This is a genomic window from Rhodococcus sp. DMF-1 (assembly GCF_021441945.1).
Taxonomy (GTDB): domain Bacteria; phylum Actinomycetota; class Actinomycetes; order Mycobacteriales; family Mycobacteriaceae; genus Rhodococcus; species Rhodococcus ruber.
This window is the reverse complement of record NZ_CP090442.1, coordinates 57,166-76,008: the sequence shown is the minus strand read 5'-3', so window position 1 is coordinate 76,008 and position 18,843 is coordinate 57,166. Positions and strand designations below refer to the sequence as shown.

Sequence of the window (18,843 nt, the reverse complement as noted above, 5' to 3'; positions counted from 1 at the left end):
ACCGCCCGCGCTTCGCGTGCCGGTGTCTAGCCCACCGAGAGCTCGAGCTCGTCGTCGGCCACGTCGACGCGGATCTGACCGCCCTCGACGAGCACGTCGTCGAGCAGCAGATCGGCGATGCGGTCGTCCACCGCGCGCTGGATGGACCGGCGCAGCGGCCGCGCCCCGAACTCGGGCTGATGCCCGTGCTCGGCGATCCAGTCGACGGCGGCCTCGGTGAACTCGACCTCGATGCCCTTGGCCTGCAGACGCTTGCGGCTGTCGTTCAGCAGCAGATCGGTGATCCGGTGCAGCTGCTCGGTGTCGAGCTTGCGGAAGATCACGATCTCGTCGATGCGGTTGAGGAACTCGGGCCGCATCGACTCGCGCAGCCGGCCCATCACCCGGTCCCGCAGCGGCTTCTCCGCTGCCTCGGCATCGCCGGTGCTGAAGCCCAGCGCCCCGCCGCGGCTCGAGATGATGTCCGAGCCGAGGTTGCTGGTCATGATCACCACCGTGTTGGTGAAGTCGACCGTGCGTCCCTGACCGTCGGTGAGCCGGCCGTCGTCGAGCACCTGCAGCAGGGTGTTGAACACGTCCGGGTGCGCCTTCTCGATCTCGTCGAGCAACACCACCGAGTAGGGGTTGCGCCGCACCTGCTCGGTGAGCTGGCCGGCCTCGCCGTAGCCGACGTAGCCGGGGGGCGCTCCCACGAGACGGCTGACGGTGTGCCGCTCGCCGAACTCGCTCATGTCCACCCGCAGCATCTTGCGTTCGTCGCCGAACAGCACCTCCGCCAGCGCCTTCGCCAGCTCGGTCTTGCCCACGCCGGTGGGTCCGAGGAACAGGAAGCTGCCGACCGGCCGGTGCGGGTCGCTCATGCCGGCGCGGCTGCGCCGCACGGCCCGGGCCACGGCCCGGACGGCTTCGTCCTGCCCGACGACCCGCCGGTGCAGCTCGTCCTCGAGGCCGCGCAGCCGCTCCTTCTCGGCCTGGGTCATCCGTGTCGCGGGGATGCCGGTGGCGCGGGAGACGACCTCGGCGATCAGTTCGGCGGTCACCTCGGGCACGTCGGTGTCGGCGGGCGTCCCGGCATCGAGACGGGCCTGCACCTCGGTGATCTGGTCGCGCAGTCGCGAGGCCTGCTCGTAGCGTTCCTCGGCGACGGCACGGTCCTTGTCGGCTTCGAGCCGGGACAGCTGCTCGCGCAGCGCCGTCTCGTCGACGCGCGGGCTGCGCAGCCGCAGCCGGGCACCGGCCTGGTCGATCAGGTCGATCGCCTTGTCCGGCAGGTGCCGGTCCGGCAGGTACCGCACCGACAGGTCGACGGCGGCGTCGAGCGCGTCGTCGGTGTATCGCACGCCGTGGTGTTCGGCGTACCGGTCCCGGAGGCCGCGCAGGATCGCGACCGCGTCGTCGTGGCCGGGTTCGCCGACGGTGACGGGCTGGAAGCGCCGCTCGAGCGCCGGATCCTTCTCGATGTGCTTGCGGTACTCGTCGAGCGTGGTGGCGCCGACGATGTGCAGTTCCCCGCGGGCGAGCTTGGGCTTGAGGATGTTTCCGGCATCCATCGCGCCCTCGTTGCCGCCGCCCGCGCCGACGACGGTGTGGATTTCGTCGACGAAGACGATCAGCTCGTCCGAGTGCGCGGTGATCTCGTCGAGCACCTTGGTCAGCCGCTCCTCGAAGTCGCCGCGGTACCGCGTACCGGCGACCATGCCGGTCAGGTCGAGCTGCACGATCCGCTTGCCGCGCAGGCTGTCCGGGACGTCGCCGTCGACGACGCGCTGGGCGAGGCCCTCGACGATCGCGGTCTTGCCGACCCCGGCCTCGCCGACCAGCACCGGGTTGTTCTTGGTGCGGCGGGAGAGGATCTCGACGGTCTGCTCGATTTCGTCGGCACGGCCGATGACGGGGTCGATGCCGCCGCCGCGGGCCCGCTCGGTCAGGTCGACACCGAACTTGTCCAGGGTGGGGGTGGCGGACTGCTCCTGCGTCGCCTCGGTCGCCGCACCGGGTTGCAGCGCGGCCTGGAGCGACTGCGCGGTGATCCCGGCCGAGACGAGCAGGCCCCCGACCCCGTGCTCCTGGTCGGCGGCGAGAGCCACGAACAGATGCTGCGGTTCGATGTAGGTCGCGCCGAGGGCACGGGTGAGCTGGTGCGCCTCGAGCAGCACCGTCTTGATCGCGCCGGTGAGGGCGGGTGCGGTGACCGCGCTGCGGCCCTGTTCCTGCGGGAGTCGCTGCTCCACCGCAGCCAGGACCTCGGCGGGATCGGCTCCGGCGCGGGTCATGACCGACCGGACCGGGTCCTGCTCCGCCATCACGTGCAGGACGTGGAGCGCGTCGAGGTCCGTGTCACCGCGTTCGGCGGCGAATCGGGCCGCGGCGGCCATGAGTTCCTGGGTGCCACGGCTCAGGTAGCGGGTGATGTCGATACGCCCAGGGCCACCAGGCCCGAAGAATGCCGGCATTCCGAAGCCTTTCTCTCGGACTTGAGTCTTTCTCACTCAACTAACGTGGCGGGCCGCCTGTCAATTCCACTCGGAGCGTGAGGTGCGTCACGTCGGAGCCCCGCCGATTTCAGTTGTGCACAACATAGCGGTGCGCTACTTTATTTCTCGTGTCCGATGATCTCGCGCTCGACCGGCAGGTCTGCTTCGCGCTCTACTCCGCCTCCCGGGCCACCACCGCCGCCTACCGCGGCATGCTCGACCGGCTCGGCGTCACCTACCCGCAGTACCTCGTGCTGCTGGCCCTGTGGGAACGCGACGGTCGCGGGGTGCGCGAGCTGTGCGACGCCCTGCACCTCGACACCGGCACCCTCTCGCCGCTCCTCAAGCGGCTCGAGGCCGCCGGTCTCGTCGAACGCCGCCGGCAGAGCACGGACGAGCGCCGCGTGCGCATCCACCTCACCGACGCCGGGAGCGCGCTGCGCTCACAGGCAGAGGACATTCCGGCGCGGCTGGCCTGCGCCATCGGTCTCGACACCGGCGAACTCGCCGGCCTGCGCGACACGCTCCACCGCCTGACCGCCGCCCTGCACGGCATCACCGACGACACACACCGCCGGGCCGACTGACCCACACCACCGACAGGAGAAACACATGCACGTGCTCTACACCGCCGAAGCCCTCGCCACCGGGGAGGGCCGCAACGGCCGCGCCCGCACCTCGGACGGCAAGGTCGACGTGAACCTGTCCGTCCCCACCGAGATGGGTGGCGACGGCAAGGGCACCAACCCCGAACAGCTCTTCGCCGCCGGGTACGCGGCGTGCTTCCACTCGGCGCTGCAGCTCGTCGCCCGGCAGGACAAGGCCGACGTCGCCGACTCGGCGGTCGGGGCACGCGTGGGCATCGGCCGCACCGACGGCGGCGGCTTCGGCCTGAAGGTCACCCTCGAGGTGTCCCTCCCCCACGTGCCGCGCGCCCAGGCCCTCGAACTGACTGACAAGGCCCACCAAGTGTGCCCGTACTCGAACGCCACCCGCGGCAACATCGAGGTCGAGCTCGAGGTCACCGAGGACTGACACCCGCGCGGCCCACCGTCGGGCGCGCGTAGCGTGGAGTGCGTGTGCAGGCAGGACGGGCCGCGGCTCGCGCAGTTCACCGCGGGACTCGGATTCACCCTCGACGACTTCCAGGTCCGCGCCTGCCGCGCCCTCGACGAGGATCGGGACGTGCTCGTGTGCGCTCCCACCGGAGCCGGCAAGACGGTCGTCGGCGAGTTCGCCGTCCACCTCGCGCGCGCCGCAGGCGGCAAGTGCTTCTACACCACCCCGATCAAGGCCCTGAGCAACCAGAAGTACGCCGATCTGGTCGCGCGGCTCGGGGACGAGCAGGTGGGGCTGCTCACGGGCGACGTCTCCCTCGACCCGCACGCACCCGTCGTGGTGATGACCACCGAGGTGCTGCGCAGCATGCTGCACGGCCGCTCGCCCCTGCTCGACGGGCTCACCCACGTCGTGATGGACGAGGTGCACTTCCTCGCCGACCGTGAACGCGGGGCGGTGTGGGAGGAGGCCATCCTCTACCTCCCCGCCCCCGTGCGGCTGGTGAGCCTGTCGGCGACGGTCAGCAACGCCGAGGAGTTCGGCGCGTGGCTGGGCCTCGTCCGCGGAGCGACCACCGTCGTCGTCGAGGAGACCCGGCCGGTGCCGCTGCACCAGCACGTGCTCGCCGGCGGACGGCTGTTCGACCTGTTCTCCCCCACCACCGGGGCGATCGACGAGAATCTCGTGCGGTACGTCGCGCATCGCCAGCTCGTCGACGCCGCCCCCGCGGTTCCGTCCCGGCGCCGGCGTCGCCGCTCCGCCACACCCGGCCCGGCCGGCGTCGACCGGCCCGAACTCGTCGCGCGGCTCGAAGCCGAGTCGCTGCTGCCGGCGATCTGGTTCCGCTTCAGCCGCAGCGGCTGCGACGAGGCCGTCGCCGAATGCCTGCGTTCGTCGTTGCGGCTCACCGAGGCCGCCGACGTCACCCGCATCCGCCGCATCGTCGACCGGCACACGGCCGGGGTCTCCCCCGCCGACCTCGATGCGCTCGGATTCGCCGACTGGCTCGACGGACTCGAGCGTGGCTTCGCCGCCCACCACGCGGGCATGGTGCCGGTCTTCCGGCACGCCGTGGAGGAACTGTTCGGCCTCGGCCTCGTCCGGATCGTCTTCGCCACGGAGACCCTCGCCGTGGGCGTCAACATGCCTGCCCGGACCGTCGTGCTCGAACGCCTCGTCAAGCACACCGCCGCCGGACCGGTCCGGCTCACCGCCGGCGAGTACACCCAGTTGACGGGACGGGCCGGTCGTCGCGGCGTCGACCGGGAGGGTCACGCGGTCGTGCTGTGGAGTCCGGAGGTGCAGCCGGCCACCGTCGCCGGACTCGCCTCCACCCGCACCTATCCGCTGAACAGCTCGCTGCGGGTGGGCTACAACACGGCCGTCAACCTCGTCGACAGGCTCGGGGTCGCCGGAGCCCGGGACCTGCTCGGACGGTCCTTCGCCCAGTTCCAGGCGGAGCATTCGGTGGCCGCGCTCGCCTCCGCCGCGACGACGAACGCCGCGACGCTGCGTCTGCTCGACGCCGAACTCGGGGACGCCGAGGGTTTCGCCGAGTACCAGCAGTTGCGGGAGCGGTTGGCCGTCGCGCGCACCACCGGAACCGCCGACGCGGTGACCGCGCTCGCGCGGGCCGTGCGTTCGCACCCCGGTCACCGGTACCCCGATCGGGAACGCCTGATCGCCGTCGCCGAGCGCCGGCGGGCACTGGCCGCCGACACCGAGGTGCTGCGCGGACAGGTCGCCGTCGCCACCGGCCGGCTGGTGGGCACGTTCGACCGGGTCCTCGGCCTGCTCGACGAACGCGGATACCTGCTGTCCGATCCGTATTCCGGCGAGGCGGTGGTCACCGACCACGGCCGGATCCTGGGCCGGATCTATTGCGGCAGCGACCTTCTCGTCGCCGAGTGTCTGCGGACCGGCGTGTGGGCGGGCCTGGATCCGGCGGAGCTGGCCGCCGTCGTGTCGAGCGTGCTCGGCGAAGCGCGCCGTCCGGCTCCCGGCGGCGGGGCCCTCACGGCCGGCGTCGACGCCGCCTACCGCGCGACGGTCCGGCTGTGGCGGGAGGTGTCGGACGCCGAGCGCCGGCACGGCCTGCCCGAGGGCCCCGAACCGGACCCGGTGGCGATGCGGGCGATCCACCGGTGGGCCCGGGGCGACGGGGTGTCCGCGGCCCTGCGTGAGGCCGCGGAGTCGGATCTGTCGGCCGGCGATCTCGTCCGTCGCTATCTGCGCACCCTGGACCTGCTCGGGCAGATCGGCAGGGGCGGACACCCCGTCGAGCCCGCCGGCTTCACCGCGGCCGGGTACCCACAGCGCTCTCCAGTTCGCTGAGTGCGCCCTCGAGGAGTTCGACCAGCCGGTCGAGGGCGGGCACGGCATGACGGTCGCCGACCACCCCGAGATCGAGCCGGCCGTCGTTCCCCATGAGGGTGATGCCCAGCGCCTGTCCGTTCAGCACCGCAGGCACGGGGTAGATGCCGGTCAGCCGCGCACCGTTCCAGTAACGGGTGCGCGAGGGCCCGGGAAGATACGAGATCAGCACGTTGAACGGCGGCGGGATCTCGTCGACGAACCGCCGCACCGGCTCGAGCGCGAGCGGGCTCAGCGACAGCGCGCTCAGCATCAGGAACTGGGTTCCGCTGAGCGCGGTGACCACCCGGTCGGTGTGGACGAGCGAGTCGGCGATCCGGGCGAGCCGCACCGCGGGATCGGGTTCGTCGGTGGCCAGGCCGATCACCATCGCTCCCACTCCGGGTTCACGACCGCCGGGACCGACCGCGGCCCCACCGAGGTTCATCGGCACCGGGAGCATCGCGGTCAGCGGTGACTCCGGGAGCGCGTACCGCTCGGACAGATAGGCGCGCAAGCCGCCGGCGCACATCGTGAGCGCGACGGCGTCGATCGTGGTGCCGGACGCGGTCGCGACCGCGTGGAGCCGCTCGATCTGCCAGGAACGCGCCGCGAAGGTCCGGCCCCGGCCCACCGCGACGTTGAAGATCGTGGGCGGTGTCTGCCACGGCAGCGCCACCCGGTGCCGGCGCACGCCGTCGGTGACCAGCCTGCCGATCTCCGGGGTCATCGCGAACACTTCCGTGCCCGCCCGCAGCCCGGCGCGCAGCCACGACGTGGGCAGTGTCGACAGCCGAGCCCGGGGGGCGACCACCTCCGGGCTCCACGGGGCGGGACAGTCGCAGGCCTCGGGGTCGGTGGACATGCTCCGGTGCAGCAGGCGCAGGCCGGCCGGACCGTCGGCGAGGGACAGATGGATCTTCGCGTACATCGCGGTGCGCCCGTCGTCGAGTCCCTCGATGACGTACACCTCCCACATCGGGCGGAGCGGGTCGAGTGGGGACCCGTGGATCCGGGAGACGAGGGCCAGCAGGTCGGTCATCGAACCCGAGCCGGGAACGGCGGTGTGGCGCACGTGGAATCCCAGGTCGACGTTCTCGGGACGCGACCACAACGGGTAGCCGGCTCCGCGCAGGGTCCGGACGGGACGCCGCCGCAGCGGGTCCGCCACCTCGTCGTGGGTGAGCAGGATCTCGTACATGCGGCGGGCGTGATCGTCCCCGGCCTCCGGCGGCGGTTCGAACAATACGAGAGCACCGAGGTGCAGTGGACGCGACGGAGTTTCGAGCAGTACGAACAGCGCCTCGGGAAGGCTCATCACCTGCATTCCCCCATCGTGGCGCCGAAACGTCCCGCGTGTGCGGTAACCCTGCCATCTCCGCACAAGAGGCGCACGTGCTGCGCCGGACGCCGTGACGTCTCCGCATCGTCCCGGACTACCCCTCGTCCAATCCCGGACGACGCGGAGACGTCGAGGCCGGGCTCCCGGATCCGGCCTGCGACGACGATATCAACAAACCGGTCGAACGGTATTTGATTTGCTCGACTCCGACCGCACTTCTGCCGACGGGTGGGTTTCGACCGGGGGGTGCGCGGCTATAGCCCTTGTACGCGCACCGCCCCACGAGTGCTCTCCCCGCGCGGCCGGCGGCACGCGAACCGCCGAGCGACAGCAAGGAGCGCGGATCATGACCATCCAATCCGGAGGCGGAGGCGGCGGCACGATGGCGAGGCCGAACTCGTCCGGCCTCGCCGACGTCATCGACACCATTCTCGACAAGGGCCTCGTCATCGACGCATTCGTCCGCGTCTCGCTCGTGGGCATCGAGATCATCACCATCGACGCCCGGGTGGTGGTGGCGAGCGTGGACACCTACCTGCGTTTCGCCGAGGCGGTCAACAGGCTCGAGATCTCCACCACCGAGCCGAAAGGCCTGACGGACATCGTCGGCGGCCCGGCCGGGAAACTCACCGAGAAGGCCGCCGCGCACAAGACGAGAGGTGCCCTGGACTCCGCGGGCGAACGGGTCAGCGGCCTGCTCGCCGGCGGTCAGGACGAACGCGAGGCGGCGCCACGCCGGTCCCGGGACGGGTGACGTTCGTCGGCGGCGGCCGGTGGCACGAGCCGGCGGCGGGAGCCCGAATTCCGGTCATCTCTACCCGGTTCCCCGGCGACCCGGAGCGGGTCTAGTCTCCTCCGGGTGAGAACACCCGCCGGCGCATCCGCGCCGTCCCTGCTGCGGCGACTGGCAGCGCGGGCGACCCTGACCCCGGTCAGGGTCGTGGCGCTGAGCTTCGCCGCGGCGATCGCCGTCGGCACGGCCGCGCTCCTCACCCCCGCGGCGCGCCGGCCCGACGCCACGGCCTCCGTCGTCGACGCCCTGTTCACCGCCACCTCGGCGATGTGCCTGACCGGGCTGGTCGTCGTCGACACGCCCACCCACTGGTCCGGTTTCGGCCAGGGCGTCATCCTCGCCCTGATCCAGGCCGGGGGGTTCGGGATCATGACCATGGCTTCGCTCGTGGGCCTGCTGCTCGCGAACCGGATCGGCCTCAAGGCCCGACTGAACACCGCCGCCGAGGCGCGTGCATCCGGACTCGGCGACGTCCGCTCGGTCGTCGTCGGCGTCGTGCGGATGAGCGTGCTCATCGAAGCGGTCACTGCGGTGGCGCTCGCAGCGCGGTTCGCGCTCGGCTACGAGGAACCACCCCTGCGGGCGGTGTGGCTGGGGGTGTTCCACTCCGTCTCGGCGTTCAACAACGCCGGCTTCGCCCTCTACAGCGACAACATGATCGGCTTCGCCGAAGATCCCTGGATCTGCGTGCCGCTCATGGCCGCGGTGATCCTCGGCGGAATCGGGTTCCCGGTCCTGTTCGAAGTGACCCGGCACCTACGGGGCCGCAGCACTCGATGGAGCCTGCACACCCGGCTGACCGTGACCGTCACCGCGGTGCTGCTGGTGGTGGGACCGGCGCTCGTGCTGATCCTCGAATGGACCCGCACCCTGCAGCACTACCACTTCGGCCAGAAATTGCTCGTCGCCACATTCCAGGGCGTCATGCCCCGCACGGCCGGGTTCAACAGCGTCGACTACGCGCAGGTGGACGACGCGACGCTGCTCGTGACCGACGTGCTGATGTTCATCGGCGGCGGCAGCGGCGGCACCGCAGGCGGGATCAAGGTGACCACCTTCGTGCTGCTGCTGTTCGTCATCGCGGCCGAGGCCCGTGGTGAGCGTTCGGTGACCGTGTTCGACCGGCGCATCGACACCCGGGTGCAGCGCCAGGCGCTGTCGGTAGCGTTGATCGGCGTCGGTCTGGTGGCGGTGCCGACCATCGTCCTGCTCGCCGGCACCGGATTCGATCTCGACGTGCTGCTGTTCGAGGTCACCTCCGCGTTCGCCACGGTCGGGCTGTCCACGGGAATCACCGCTCAGCTTCCGGCCTGGGGACAGCTCGTCCTGGTACTGCTGATGTACCTCGGCCGGATCGGCTCGATCACCCTGGTCAGCGCCCTCGCCGCCCGCGAACGCGGACGGCGCTACGAACTTCCCACCGAAAGGCCCTTCATTGGCTAGGAAACCTGCCTCCGACGTCGTGGTCGTGCTCGGACTCGGCCGCTTCGGCAAATCACTGGCGCTGGAGTTGATGGCCCAGGGCACGGAAGTGCTCGGCATCGACTCGAGCGAGGCGGTCGTGCAGAAGGTCGCCCACCGCCTCACCCATGCCGTGGTCGCCGACACCACCGACGAGGAATCGCTGCGGCAACTGTCGGTGCACGAGTACGGGCGCGCCGTCGTGGGCATCGGTTCCGACCTCGAGGCCAGCCTGCTGACGGCCTCGGCGTTGATCAACATGGCGGTGCCGAACGTGTGGGCCAAGGCCATCAGCAACGCGCACGCGAAGATCCTCAGCCAGATCGGCGTGCACCACGTCGTCCGGCCCGAACACGACATGGGCAAGCGCGTCGCCCACCTGGTCCGCGGCCGGATGATGGACTACATCGAGTTCGACGACGGTTTCGCGATGGTCAAGACCACCCCGCCCGCATTCGCGATCGGCCGGCGTCTCGGCGACACCGCCGTCCGCTCCGATTTCGGTGTCACCGTCGTGGCGATCAAACGCCCCGGCGAAGGCTTCACCTACGCCACCGCCGACACCGTGCTCGCTCCGGGCGACACCATCATCGTCTCCGGCCAGGTCCGCAACACCGAGCGCTTCAGCGAACTGACCTGACGGCCGTCGGAACGACGTAGGCTGCTGACGATGTCTCCGACAGCGCACCAGGCGCCCCCGGGCCCCCGGCCGGGCCGCGGCACCGAACGAAGCCGGCCGTGCCCGGTAGCACGCTCCGGGCCCGGTTCAGCCGCTCCGACACCCTGACCGAGCGACCCGATTTCACACTGGTGGGCATCCTGCGGGTGCCGCAGTTGCAGACCAGTCCGGGCCGCGCGATCGTGCGCCGAATCGGGTACGCCCTGATCGCCCTGACCCTGGTGGTGCTCGTCGTCTACCTGGACCGCGACGGCTACTCCGACAACCAGGACAACGAGCTGTCGCTGCTGGACTGCATCTACTACGCGACAGTATCGCTCTCGACCACCGGCTACGGCGACATCACTCCCATCACGCCCGCGGCCCGTCTGGTCAACGTCCTGGTCATCACCCCGCTTCGGATCTTCTTCCTCATCATCCTGGTCGGCACCACCCTCTCCGCCCTGACCGAGAGTTCCCGGCAAACCTTCCGCATCCAACGCTGGCGACACGGGGTGCGCAACCACACTGTGGTCGTCGGCTACGGCACCAAGGGCCGCACCGCGGTCGATGCGATGCTCGGCGACGGCGCCGCGCCCTCGGACATCGTCGTCGTCGACACCGACCCGGTGGTGCTCGACGCCGCCAACGGCCGGGGCCTGGTCACCGTGCAGGGCTCGGCGACCAAATCGGATGTGCTGCGTCTGGCCGGGGTGCCGCACTGCAACTCGATCGTCGTCGCCGCCAACCGCGACGACTCCGCGGTACTCGTCACCCTCACCGCCCGCGAACTCGCCCCCGCCGCCAAGATCGTCGTGGCCATCCGCGAATCGGAGAACACCCACCTGCTGCGCCAGTCGGGCGCCGACACGGTGGTGATCTCGTCCGAGACGGCGGGCCGGTTGCTCGGAGCCGCCACCATCACCCCGAACGTCGTGGAAATGATCGAGGATCTGCTCACTCCGGAGGAAGGCTTCGCGATCGCCGAACGCGACGTCGAAGCCGACGAGGTCGGCGACTCACCGCGGCACCTGCCGGATATCGTCCTGGGCATCGAACGCAACGGCCGCCTGCTGCGTGTCGGGTCCCCGGAGGTGGAGACGGTCATGACCGGCGACCGGTTGCTCTACATCCGGCGCGTCTCGGACTGACGTGCTGCCGCTATCCGGCGGGCGCGCACAGCTTCGCCGACAGCTCCCAGAGCCCACGGGCGACAGCCTCGTCGTGCGAGCGGGAGTTGGATTCGACACGCTCGGGACTGCCGCGCATCTCGAACAGTCCGCCCGGCCCGTAGTACCCGCCGGGTTCGACGCCGGGCGCGGTGGCCGCATACAGCAGTGGTAGCGCGCCGGTCTGGGCGGACTGCCCCACCAGCTTGTTCGCCACGCCCAGGAACAGGTCCTGGATCGACTCGGTGTGCGACTGCAGGTTCGTCGACGAGTACCCCGGGTGGGCGGCCACCGCCACGACCGCGGACCGCCGCTCGGTGAGCCTGCGCTGCAGCTCCTGGGTGAACAGCAGGTTGGCCAGCTTCGACTGCCCGTACGCCAGCCACCGGTCGTAGCGGCGGTACACCCAGTTCAGGTCGTCGAGGTCGATGCGACCGATCCGGTGCATGGTGCTCGACATCGTCACCACGCGGTCCGTGACGCGGTCGAGGAGCAGGTCGGTGAGGGCGAAGTGGCCGAGGTGGTTGGTCCCGATCTGCATCTCGAATCCGTCGACGGTGCGACGCAGCGGCACCGCCATCACACCTGCGTTGTTGACCAGCACGTCGACCTCGTCGATACCCGCTGCGAACTCCCGCACCGACGCCAGGTCGGCCAGATCGAGGCGCCGGACCTGCGCGGCGGGCCCGATCTCCCGGGCGACGGCCTCGCCCGCGGCCACGTTCCGGCACGCCAGCACCACCCGCGCCCCCGCGGCCCCGAGGGCACGGGCGGCCACCGCGCCCAGCCCGCTGTTCGCGCCGGTCACCACGAAGGTGCGGCCGTCCTGCTTCGGGATGTCGCGTGTGGTCCAAGCCGTCATGTCGGCCACCCTACGGTGAGCGGACTACGCGGGGGAAGGAACGCGTCCCGGGTCGGCGCCCCGGCCGGACGCAGCGCGGCGCCCCCGGGACCGTGACCTTCCACCCCGACGGGTCACGACATCACGGCGTCCCCGTCGACGCCGCAGGCCGGCGCCGTTCGCTACAGGCGCGTTCGCTACAGGTCGAACCGCACGCCCGTGAGCTGCTCCGACAGCTCCCACAGTCGCCGGGCGGTCTCCGGATCCGCGGCGTGTCGGCTGTAGGCGGCCACGGTCGGCGGGCCGTACAACTCGAAGAAGCGGTCCGGTCCGATGTAGCCGCCGGTCACCTCCGGATCGGTGGCGGCGACCACGACGGATTCCGCACCCTCGGCGGGGGTGCGTCCGAGCACCTTCTTCCCGAGTCGGAACAGCTGGTCGAACCACGTCCCGGTGTGCGTGCCGACCTCGGTGGCCGCGTACCCCGGGTGCGCGGCCACGGCCTTCAGCGGCGAGCCGGCGGCCGCCAGCCGCCGGCCGAGTTCGAGGCTGAACATCAGGTTCGCCAGCTTGGACTCCGCGTACGCCAGGGAACGGCTGTAGTGCCGCCGGCGCTCCCAGTTCAGGTCGTCGAGGTGGATCCGGCCGAACCGGTGACTCGTGCTCGAGACCGTCACCACCCGATCGGTGAGCCGATCGAGCAGCAGCCCGGTCAGCGCGAAGTGCCCGAGGTGGTTGGTGCCCATCTGCATCTCGAAACCGTCCGCCGTGCGGCTCAGCGGCACGGCCATCACGCCCGCGTTGTTGACGAGCACGTCGGCGGTCTCGATGCCCGCCGCGAACTCCCGCACCGACGCCAGGTCGGCGAGATCGAGCCGTCGCACCTGCGCACGGGGACCGATCTCCGCCGCGACCGCTTCACCTCGGGCGACGTTCCGGCACGCAAGCACCACGTCGGCACCGGCGGCGCCGAGGGCCCGGGCGGTGGCCTCACCGAGGCCACTGTTCGCCCCGGTCACCACGAAGGCGCGGCCCTGCAGGACGCCCGGTGCCGGCGGGGAGAACCGTTCAGGCACCGATGGAGGACTTCATCATGGGCAGCATCGCCCACAGCTGGTCCTGCCAGTAGCCCCACGTGTGGGTACCGGCGGCCGGGAAATCGAAGTGGGCGGAGTTGATGCCCAACGTCGCCAACCGCACCTGGAACGCGCGGTTCTGCGCCAGGGCGAGCGCCTCGAGTCCCATCGCGTTGCCCGTGTTGAACACGCCGATCGCGGAGTTCGGCCGATCGTGCTGGCCGGGCAGGCCGCTGCCCGCGGAGATCCACATCGGCAGCCCCCGCATGCTGGGCGCGGCGACGAACGGATCGTTGCGCAGCCACGCCGAGTTCCACGGCGGGCCCCACATCGAGTCGGCGTTGTAGCCACCGGAGTCGAGCATCGCCAGGCGGATCGCCTCACGCATGCCCGGCGCGGACAGGTTCAGGTAACCGGACATCGAGCCGGCGAACCGGAACTGGTCCCGGTGATAGGCCGCGAGAATCAGCGCCGCGTTGCCGCCCATCGACAGACCCACGACGGCGTTGCTGGACCGGTCGATGCCGTACGTACCGGCGAGGAAGTCCGGCAGGTTCTCGGTGAGGAAGGACTCCCACTTGTAGGTGTAACGCTGACCGTTGAGGTTGCTCGGCGCATACCAGTCCGTGTAGAAGCTGGACTGGCCGCCCACCGGCATCACGACGTTGACGCCGTGGTCGGACAGCCACGCGGCGTTCGTCTCGTGCTCCCACCCGCTCACGTCGTCGGTGGCGCGCAGACCGTCGAGCAGATACATGGCCTTGTTGCTGCCGTTGTTCGCCAGCCAGATACGGACCTTGATCTGGCCGACACCGCCCGGCGCGGGCACCCAGTGCTCCCGCAGGCGGGAGTACGGGTCCGCCGACGCGGTGCCCGCGCCGGCGAAGGCCACGGCGAGCGGTAGCACGAGCGCCGCGATCAGGAATCGGACGAGCGCCCGAGCCCCCCGAGGTCCGGCCTTGGTTCTGGAAGTATGAGTCACACCAGGCTCCATCAGCACATCATGTATCAACAACAACTGGGGCCCCGACAGTTACGCAACAACACGGTAGAGGTCCACGTCGGCCCGTACGAGGCTTGCACATAATCGTTATCGAGCAAAGCCGAACCGAAAGGCAGACGCAATGAGCAGCGACCGCGGCAGGCCGCCCGTCACCGCCGGAATCGACGGCTCGGACGCCGCGAAACAGGCCGCCACCTGGGCCGCGGCCGTCGCCGAGCGGCTCGGCACGGACCTGCAGCTCGTCCACGCGCTGCCCGGCCCCCGGAATTATTTCAGTGACGCCGCGCTGCGCGCGCGGGCCGAATACAGCCAGCGTCTCGCCGAGTGGGGCCGCGAACTGCTCGACGACACCGCGGCCGAGCTGCGCCGGCAGCGCCCGCATCTCGAGGTGGTCACGACCGTCCACCCGGGCCCGGCCGATCTGGCGCTGCTCGAACACGGCGACCGCAGCCGGATGCTGGTGCTCGGCGCCACCGGCTCGGGTGCGCTCGGGTCGCTGCTCGCCGGTTCGACCGCACTGCGCGTCGCCCACCGGTCCACGTGCCCGGTCGTCCTCTGGCGGGGCGATCCGGCACCCGAACCGGGCACGGACCGCCGGCCGGTGCTGGTCGGCATCGACGGCAGCGCGGACGCCGGCCCACTGGTCACCGCTGCGTTCGACATGGCGGCGGCGCTCGGGGTCGGCGTCCTCGCCGCCCACGCGTGGGGCGCCGGCGACGTCGCGGACCGCACCGCGGCGCTGGAGCTGATCGACTGGGCGGTCGTCGAGGCCGAAGAGACGGCCTTGCTGTCCGAGTGTCTCGCCGGGCAGCGCGAGCGGTACCCGGACGTGCCGGTCACCGAGATCGTCGAGCAGATCGGCGCCCGGCACCTGCTGCTGAGACTGGCGAAACGGGCCCAGCTGAGCGTCGTCGGCAGCCACGGCCGGGGCCTGCTCGGCGGCCTGCTCCTGGGCTCGACGAGTCAGGCGCTGCTGCACCACGCGCCGTGCCCGACCATGATCTGCCGACCGGGGGTCTGACGATGCTGCGCGGATCGGTCCGGCTCGGCCGGGTCGCGGGGATAGAGATCCGGGCCCACTGGTCGCTGCTCGCGACGCTCGGGCTGCTGTCGTGGCTGCTGGCCGCGACGATCCTGCCGGCGCGGATCAGCGGTCCGAGCACCACGCAGTTCTGGATCGCGGGCGTCGCCGCGGCGCTGGGCCTGCTGGTATCGCTGCTCGCCCACGAGCTTGCGCACTCGGTGGTGGCGGGCCGCTACGGAGTGGGGGTGGACGGGATCACCCTGTGGCTGCTCGGCGGGGTGTCCGAACTGCGCGACGAGCCGCCGAGCCCGAAGGCCGATCTGCGGATCGCGCTGGCCGGGCCGCTCGCGAGCGTCGTGATCGGCATCGTGGCGCTGGCGGCGGCCTCGTTCCTCGGTCCGCCCGTCCCGGCGCTGGTGACCGCGACGATCGGCTGGCTGGGCGCGACCAACCTGGTACTCGCCGTGTTCAACCTGCTGCCGGGTGCGCCGCTGGACGGTGGGCGGGTCGTGCGGGCGGTGTTGTGGCGCCGCACCGGCGACCGGCTCGCCGCCGCGAGCGGCGCCGCCCGCGCCGGCCGCGCGGTGGGGTTGGCGCTGATCGTGCTCGGCGCCGCCGAGACGCTCGCCCTCGGCAGCGCGGGCGGCCTGTGGATGATGCTCCTCGGCTGGTTCCTGCGGACCGCAGCCAACGCCGAGCTGGCGAACGCCTCGCTGGGGCACCAGCTCGGCGACACCCGGGTCGGTGACGTCATGACGGCGTCGCCGGTGACCGCACCCGGGAGTGCGAGCGTGGCGCAGCTCCTCACCGTCGCGGCCCGCGGCACGCACCACCGGGTGTTTCCTGTGGTCGACGACGGGAACCGGCCCATCGGCGTGGTGTCGCTGGCCGACCTGACCCCCGTCCCGGAGGGCGAGCGCACGGTCGTCACCGTCGCGGACCGGGCCCGGCCGCTGCCCGCGGCGGCGCGAGTACCGGCCGACGCCTCGCTCGCCGAGGTCGCGAGCCGGGTGCTGCTGCGGCCGGGGCTCGACCTCGTGGCCGTCGTGTCGGGAGACCGCCTCGTCGGCATCGTCACGGCAACCGACCTGGTGCGGGCCTGCGATCGCAGCGCCCTCGGCCTGCCCGTCCGCCGCACTCCGCCGCCGGACGAGCAGCCCCGGCCGGAGTAGTCCCTAGCTGCGCCGGACGACGAGCAGCGGGCACGGCGTCGTGTGCAGCAGTGCCCGGCTGGTCGAGCCGAGCAGCATGCCCTCGAAGCCGCCGCGGCCGCGGCTGCCGACGACCAGCAACCGGGCGTTCTCCGCCCGTTCGAGCAGGTGGCGCACGGGCCGGTCCCGCACCACGACCCGTTCCACCTCGACGTTCGGATAGTCCTGCGCGCGTCCGGCGAGGGACTCGGCCAGCACGACGCTCTCCTGCTGGTCGACGTCGTCCCACGTCGCTCCGGGCGTGCCGGCCACCACGTCGACGAGGTCACGGTCCGACCAGGCGTGCACCGCCACCAGCGGCGCCCCGTAGCGGTCGGCGGCCTCGAAAGCGACGTCGAGGGCGTGCAGGCTCGCCCGCGAACCGTCGACGCCGACCACGACGGGACCGTCCGCACCGCGTCCGGCCTCGTCGGGGCCGGGGATCACCGCGACGGGGCAGCGTGCATGCGCGACCACCGCCGAGGTCACCGATCCGACCAGACCGCCGGTGAACTCGCCGAGCCCACGTCGGCCGAGGACGAGCATCCGTGCCCGGCCGGAGTGCCCGAGCAGCGCCTGTGCGGCCACCAGACTCGACTGCTCGGTGCGGACGGACAGGTCCGGGTGCTCCCGCTGCACGGACTCGGCGGCGGACGCCAGGTTCCGTCGCGCGGTGAAGCGCAGTTCGTCGACGAACGGCGACGAGGCGCCGATTCCGCCGGCGTTCGCGCTGGAGACGAGCAGCAGCGGCACGTCCGTGGCGGCGGCCTCGGCGGCTGCCCACTGCAGCGCGGCGCGCGCGGGCGCCGATCCGTCGATACCGACCACGATCGGCGCATCGTCCATTGCCCGCTCCTCAGTCTCGTCCCGGTTGTTCCGACACCAGTGTCGCCATACCCCGGTCGCTGCGCGGACGGTTGACGGAAACAGTTACCGTGCGGGGGTGCGCCGCGCTCCGCTGCCCGTCCGCGACGGCCTGAATCCGACCCGCCTGCGGCTGCCCGACGGCGGCTCCTGGGCGACGGTGGCGGAGTTCCTGTCGGCGCGGTTCCCCGCCGACGTCGCACGCGTGCGGGAGAAGGTCGCAGGAGGCGAGGTCGTCGACGGCGCGGGCACGGCGATCACCGAGGACACCCCGTACGCGGCGGGCCGATTCGTGTACCTGTACCGCGACCCGCCGGTCGAGGAGCGGGTGCCGTTCGAGATCGACGTGCTGCACCGCGACGAGCACCTGCTGGTGGTGGACAAGCCGCATTTCCTGGCGACGACGCCGCGCGGGTCGTGGGTGGCCGAGACCGCGCTGGTGCGGTTGCGCCGCGAACTCGACCTGCCGGAACTGAGTCCGGCGCACCGGCTCGACAGGCTGACGGCGGGCGTGCTGGTGTTCACCGTCCACGCCGGCGCGCGCCGGGCCTACCAGTCGCTCTTCGATGCGCGGCGGGTGGACAAGGAGTACGAGGCCGTCGCGCGGCACGTGCCCGGTATGCGGTTTCCGCGGGAGGTGCGCAGCCGCATCGTCAAGGAACGGGGCGTGCTGCAGGCGCGTGAGGTGCCGGGCGAGGTCAATGCCCTCAGCCGGGTCGAACTGCTCGACACGGACGCCGGCCTGGGCCGTTACCGCCTGCTGCCACGCACCGGCAAGACGCACCAGCTGCGCGTCCACATGAATTCCCTCGGTCTGCCGATCCTCGGCGACAACCTCTACCCGAACGCATACGACGTTGCGCCCCAAGACTATTCGAATCCCCTGCAGCTGCTGGCCCGCGCGGTGGAGTTCGACGATCCGTACACAGGTCGGCGGACCCGCTTCGTCAGCGCACGAAACCTGGCAGCATGGAGGCACAGCACACCAGGACCCCGTTGATCGCGCGGGCTCACGTCTTGGAGGACCCCATGGATAACGGCATCGTTTCGCGCACCTACGACGGTCGCGTCGCCCTGCGCTTCCAGCATGCCTTCGCCCATCCCCCGGACCGCGTATGGCGGGTCATCACCGACCCCGAGTATCTGCGCGCCTGGTTCCCGGCCCGAGTGGAACTGGATCTGACCCCCGGTGCCCAGCTCGTCTTCCATGCCACCGAGCAGCAGGCCGAGCGCCTCGGGCTGCCCGCCGACCACACCGCCACGGGCACCGTCATCGCCGTGCACCCCGGACGCATTCTCGAATACATGTGGGACGCCGAGGTGCTGCACTGGGAACTGGTGCCGGACGGTTCCGGCGGCTGCTGGCTGACGCTCACGCACACCGTCGAGGACGAGGACTCTGCCTACGCACACGGTGCCGACTGGCACGCCGGATTCGAGGTCCTCGAAGCCCAGCTGGAAGGTCGCGACGTGGACTGGTCACCGGGAGATCGTGCCCGGGAACTCGCCGAGATGTACCGCAACCCGTCCGACTGAC

The 18,843-nt window shown here is 71.3% G+C and carries 17 protein-coding genes; 11 read left to right on the top strand and 6 right to left on the bottom strand.

Annotation, left to right across the window (positions count from 1 at the left end; genetic code table 11):
- Window positions 1–26: 26 nt before the first annotated feature.
- The gene (locus LZP97_RS00405; protein ID WP_048772377.1) at window positions 27–2,453 is read right to left on the bottom strand and encodes an ATP-dependent Clp protease ATP-binding subunit; all 2,427 of its coding nucleotides are present in this window, start codon (window positions 2,451–2,453) and stop codon (window positions 27–29) included.
- Between the two features lie 149 nt (window positions 2,454–2,602).
- On the opposite strand from LZP97_RS00405, the gene LZP97_RS00400 reads away from it, so the two are divergent.
- From LZP97_RS00400 to LZP97_RS00390, 3 genes are read left to right on the top strand one after another with little or no spacing between them, the layout of a single operon-like run.
- A complete protein-coding gene (locus LZP97_RS00400) occupies window positions 2,603–3,061 on the top strand; it encodes a MarR family winged helix-turn-helix transcriptional regulator (protein ID WP_040274127.1) in 459 nt (152 codons plus the stop codon).
- 25 nt (window positions 3,062–3,086) lie between these two features.
- The gene (locus tag LZP97_RS00395; protein WP_010593941.1) at window positions 3,087–3,509 is read left to right on the top strand and encodes an organic hydroperoxide resistance protein; all 423 of its coding nucleotides are present in this window, start codon (window positions 3,087–3,089) and stop codon (window positions 3,507–3,509) included.
- Between the two features lie 42 nt (window positions 3,510–3,551).
- Complete coding sequence (locus LZP97_RS00390) at window positions 3,552–5,867, top strand: DEAD/DEAH box helicase (RefSeq protein WP_040274125.1); 2,316 nt, start codon at window positions 3,552–3,554, stop codon at window positions 5,865–5,867.
- Here the strand turns inward: LZP97_RS00390 and LZP97_RS00385 are convergent.
- Window positions 5,827–7,212, bottom strand: coding sequence for a wax ester/triacylglycerol synthase family O-acyltransferase (locus LZP97_RS00385; protein ID WP_048772379.1), 1,386 nt, complete (start codon window positions 7,210–7,212; stop codon window positions 5,827–5,829). The genes LZP97_RS00390 and LZP97_RS00385 overlap by 41 nt on opposite strands.
- 361 nt (window positions 7,213–7,573) lie before the next feature.
- On the opposite strand from LZP97_RS00385, the gene gvpJ reads away from it, so the two are divergent.
- From gvpJ to LZP97_RS00365, 4 genes are all read left to right on the top strand, one after another.
- The gene (gvpJ, locus tag LZP97_RS00380) at window positions 7,574–7,981 is read left to right on the top strand and encodes a gas vesicle protein GvpJ (RefSeq protein ID WP_010593938.1); all 408 of its coding nucleotides are present in this window, start codon (window positions 7,574–7,576) and stop codon (window positions 7,979–7,981) included.
- A 105-nt stretch (window positions 7,982–8,086) separates the two neighbouring features.
- Window positions 8,087–9,463 (top strand): TrkH family potassium uptake protein, encoded by a 1,377-nt coding sequence (locus LZP97_RS00375; RefSeq protein WP_048772382.1) that lies wholly within the window; start codon window positions 8,087–8,089, stop codon window positions 9,461–9,463.
- Window positions 9,456–10,121 carry a potassium channel family protein gene (locus LZP97_RS00370; protein WP_225222243.1) on the top strand — a complete coding sequence of 222 codons (666 nt, stop codon included), beginning with the start codon at window positions 9,456–9,458 and terminating at the stop codon, window positions 10,119–10,121. The genes LZP97_RS00375 and LZP97_RS00370 overlap by 8 nt, the downstream gene beginning before the upstream one ends.
- A gap of 98 nt (window positions 10,122–10,219) precedes the next feature.
- Window positions 10,220–11,290: a potassium channel family protein gene (locus LZP97_RS00365; RefSeq protein WP_010593935.1), complete on the top strand. Its 1,071-nt coding sequence runs from the start codon at window positions 10,220–10,222 to the stop codon at window positions 11,288–11,290.
- 10 nt (window positions 11,291–11,300) lie between these two features.
- On the opposite strand, the gene LZP97_RS00360 is transcribed toward LZP97_RS00365, so the two are convergent.
- The 3 genes from LZP97_RS00360 to LZP97_RS00350 all read right to left on the bottom strand — a co-directional run bounded on the left by LZP97_RS00360 (window position 11,301) and on the right by LZP97_RS00350 (window position 14,219).
- A complete protein-coding gene (locus tag LZP97_RS00360; protein WP_026137799.1) occupies window positions 11,301–12,170 on the bottom strand; it encodes an oxidoreductase in 870 nt (289 codons plus the stop codon).
- 176 nt (window positions 12,171–12,346) lie between these two features.
- Complete coding sequence (locus LZP97_RS00355; RefSeq protein WP_048772385.1) at window positions 12,347–13,225, bottom strand: oxidoreductase; 879 nt, start codon at window positions 13,223–13,225, stop codon at window positions 12,347–12,349.
- The gene (locus tag LZP97_RS00350; RefSeq protein ID WP_225222242.1) at window positions 13,218–14,219 is read right to left on the bottom strand and encodes an alpha/beta hydrolase; all 1,002 of its coding nucleotides are present in this window, start codon (window positions 14,217–14,219) and stop codon (window positions 13,218–13,220) included. Before LZP97_RS00350 ends, LZP97_RS00355 begins: the two co-directional genes overlap by 8 nt.
- 130 nt (window positions 14,220–14,349) lie before the next feature.
- Between LZP97_RS00350 and LZP97_RS00345 the strand changes: the two genes are divergently transcribed.
- Window positions 14,350–15,249, top strand: a complete 900-nt coding sequence (locus LZP97_RS00345; protein WP_010593930.1) for a universal stress protein — start codon at window positions 14,350–14,352, stop codon at window positions 15,247–15,249.
- Window positions 15,216–16,424, top strand: a complete 1,209-nt coding sequence (locus LZP97_RS00340) for a site-2 protease family protein (protein WP_017680876.1) — start codon at window positions 15,216–15,218, stop codon at window positions 16,422–16,424. Before LZP97_RS00345 ends, LZP97_RS00340 begins: the two co-directional genes overlap by 34 nt.
- 3 nt (window positions 16,425–16,427) lie before the next feature.
- Here LZP97_RS00340 and LZP97_RS00335 read toward each other — a convergent pair whose 3' ends face one another.
- On the bottom strand, window positions 16,428–17,288 hold the full coding sequence (locus LZP97_RS00335) for a universal stress protein (RefSeq protein ID WP_017680877.1): 861 nt from the start codon (window positions 17,286–17,288) through the stop codon (window positions 16,428–16,430).
- A 97-nt stretch (window positions 17,289–17,385) separates the two neighbouring features.
- Here LZP97_RS00335 and LZP97_RS00330 point away from each other — a divergent pair, with 97 nt between their 5' ends.
- The gene (locus LZP97_RS00330) at window positions 17,386–18,306 is read left to right on the top strand and encodes a pseudouridine synthase (protein WP_017680878.1); all 921 of its coding nucleotides are present in this window, start codon (window positions 17,386–17,388) and stop codon (window positions 18,304–18,306) included.
- Window positions 18,307–18,335: 29 nt separating this feature from the next.
- Window positions 18,336–18,842 (top strand): SRPBCC domain-containing protein, encoded by a 507-nt coding sequence (locus tag LZP97_RS00325; protein WP_003936463.1) that lies wholly within the window; start codon window positions 18,336–18,338, stop codon window positions 18,840–18,842.
- Window position 18,843 lies beyond the last annotated feature (1 nt).

What these genes read in the sequence shown, in the direction of transcription:
- LZP97_RS00405 (WP_048772377.1), bottom strand. Translation starts at nt 2,453, where the DNA reads ATGCCGGCATTCTTCGGGCCTGGTGGCCCTGGGCGTATCGACATCACC.
- LZP97_RS00395 (WP_010593941.1), top strand. Translation starts at nt 3,087, where the DNA reads ATGCACGTGCTCTACACCGCCGAAGCCCTCGCCACCGGGGAGGGCCGC.
- LZP97_RS00385 (WP_048772379.1), bottom strand. Translation starts at nt 7,212, where the DNA reads ATGCAGGTGATGAGCCTTCCCGAGGCGCTGTTCGTACTGCTCGAAACT.
- gvpJ (WP_010593938.1), top strand. Translation starts at nt 7,574, where the DNA reads ATGACCATCCAATCCGGAGGCGGAGGCGGCGGCACGATGGCGAGGCCG.
- LZP97_RS00360 (WP_026137799.1), bottom strand. Translation starts at nt 12,170, where the DNA reads ATGACGGCTTGGACCACACGCGACATCCCGAAGCAGGACGGCCGCACC.
- LZP97_RS00350 (WP_225222242.1), bottom strand. Translation starts at nt 14,219, where the DNA reads ATGGAGCCTGGTGTGACTCATACTTCCAGAACCAAGGCCGGACCTCGG.
- LZP97_RS00345 (WP_010593930.1), top strand. Translation starts at nt 14,350, where the DNA reads ATGAGCAGCGACCGCGGCAGGCCGCCCGTCACCGCCGGAATCGACGGC.
- LZP97_RS00335 (WP_017680877.1), bottom strand. Translation starts at nt 17,288, where the DNA reads ATGGACGATGCGCCGATCGTGGTCGGTATCGACGGATCGGCGCCCGCG.
- LZP97_RS00325 (WP_003936463.1), top strand. Translation starts at nt 18,336, where the DNA reads ATGGATAACGGCATCGTTTCGCGCACCTACGACGGTCGCGTCGCCCTG.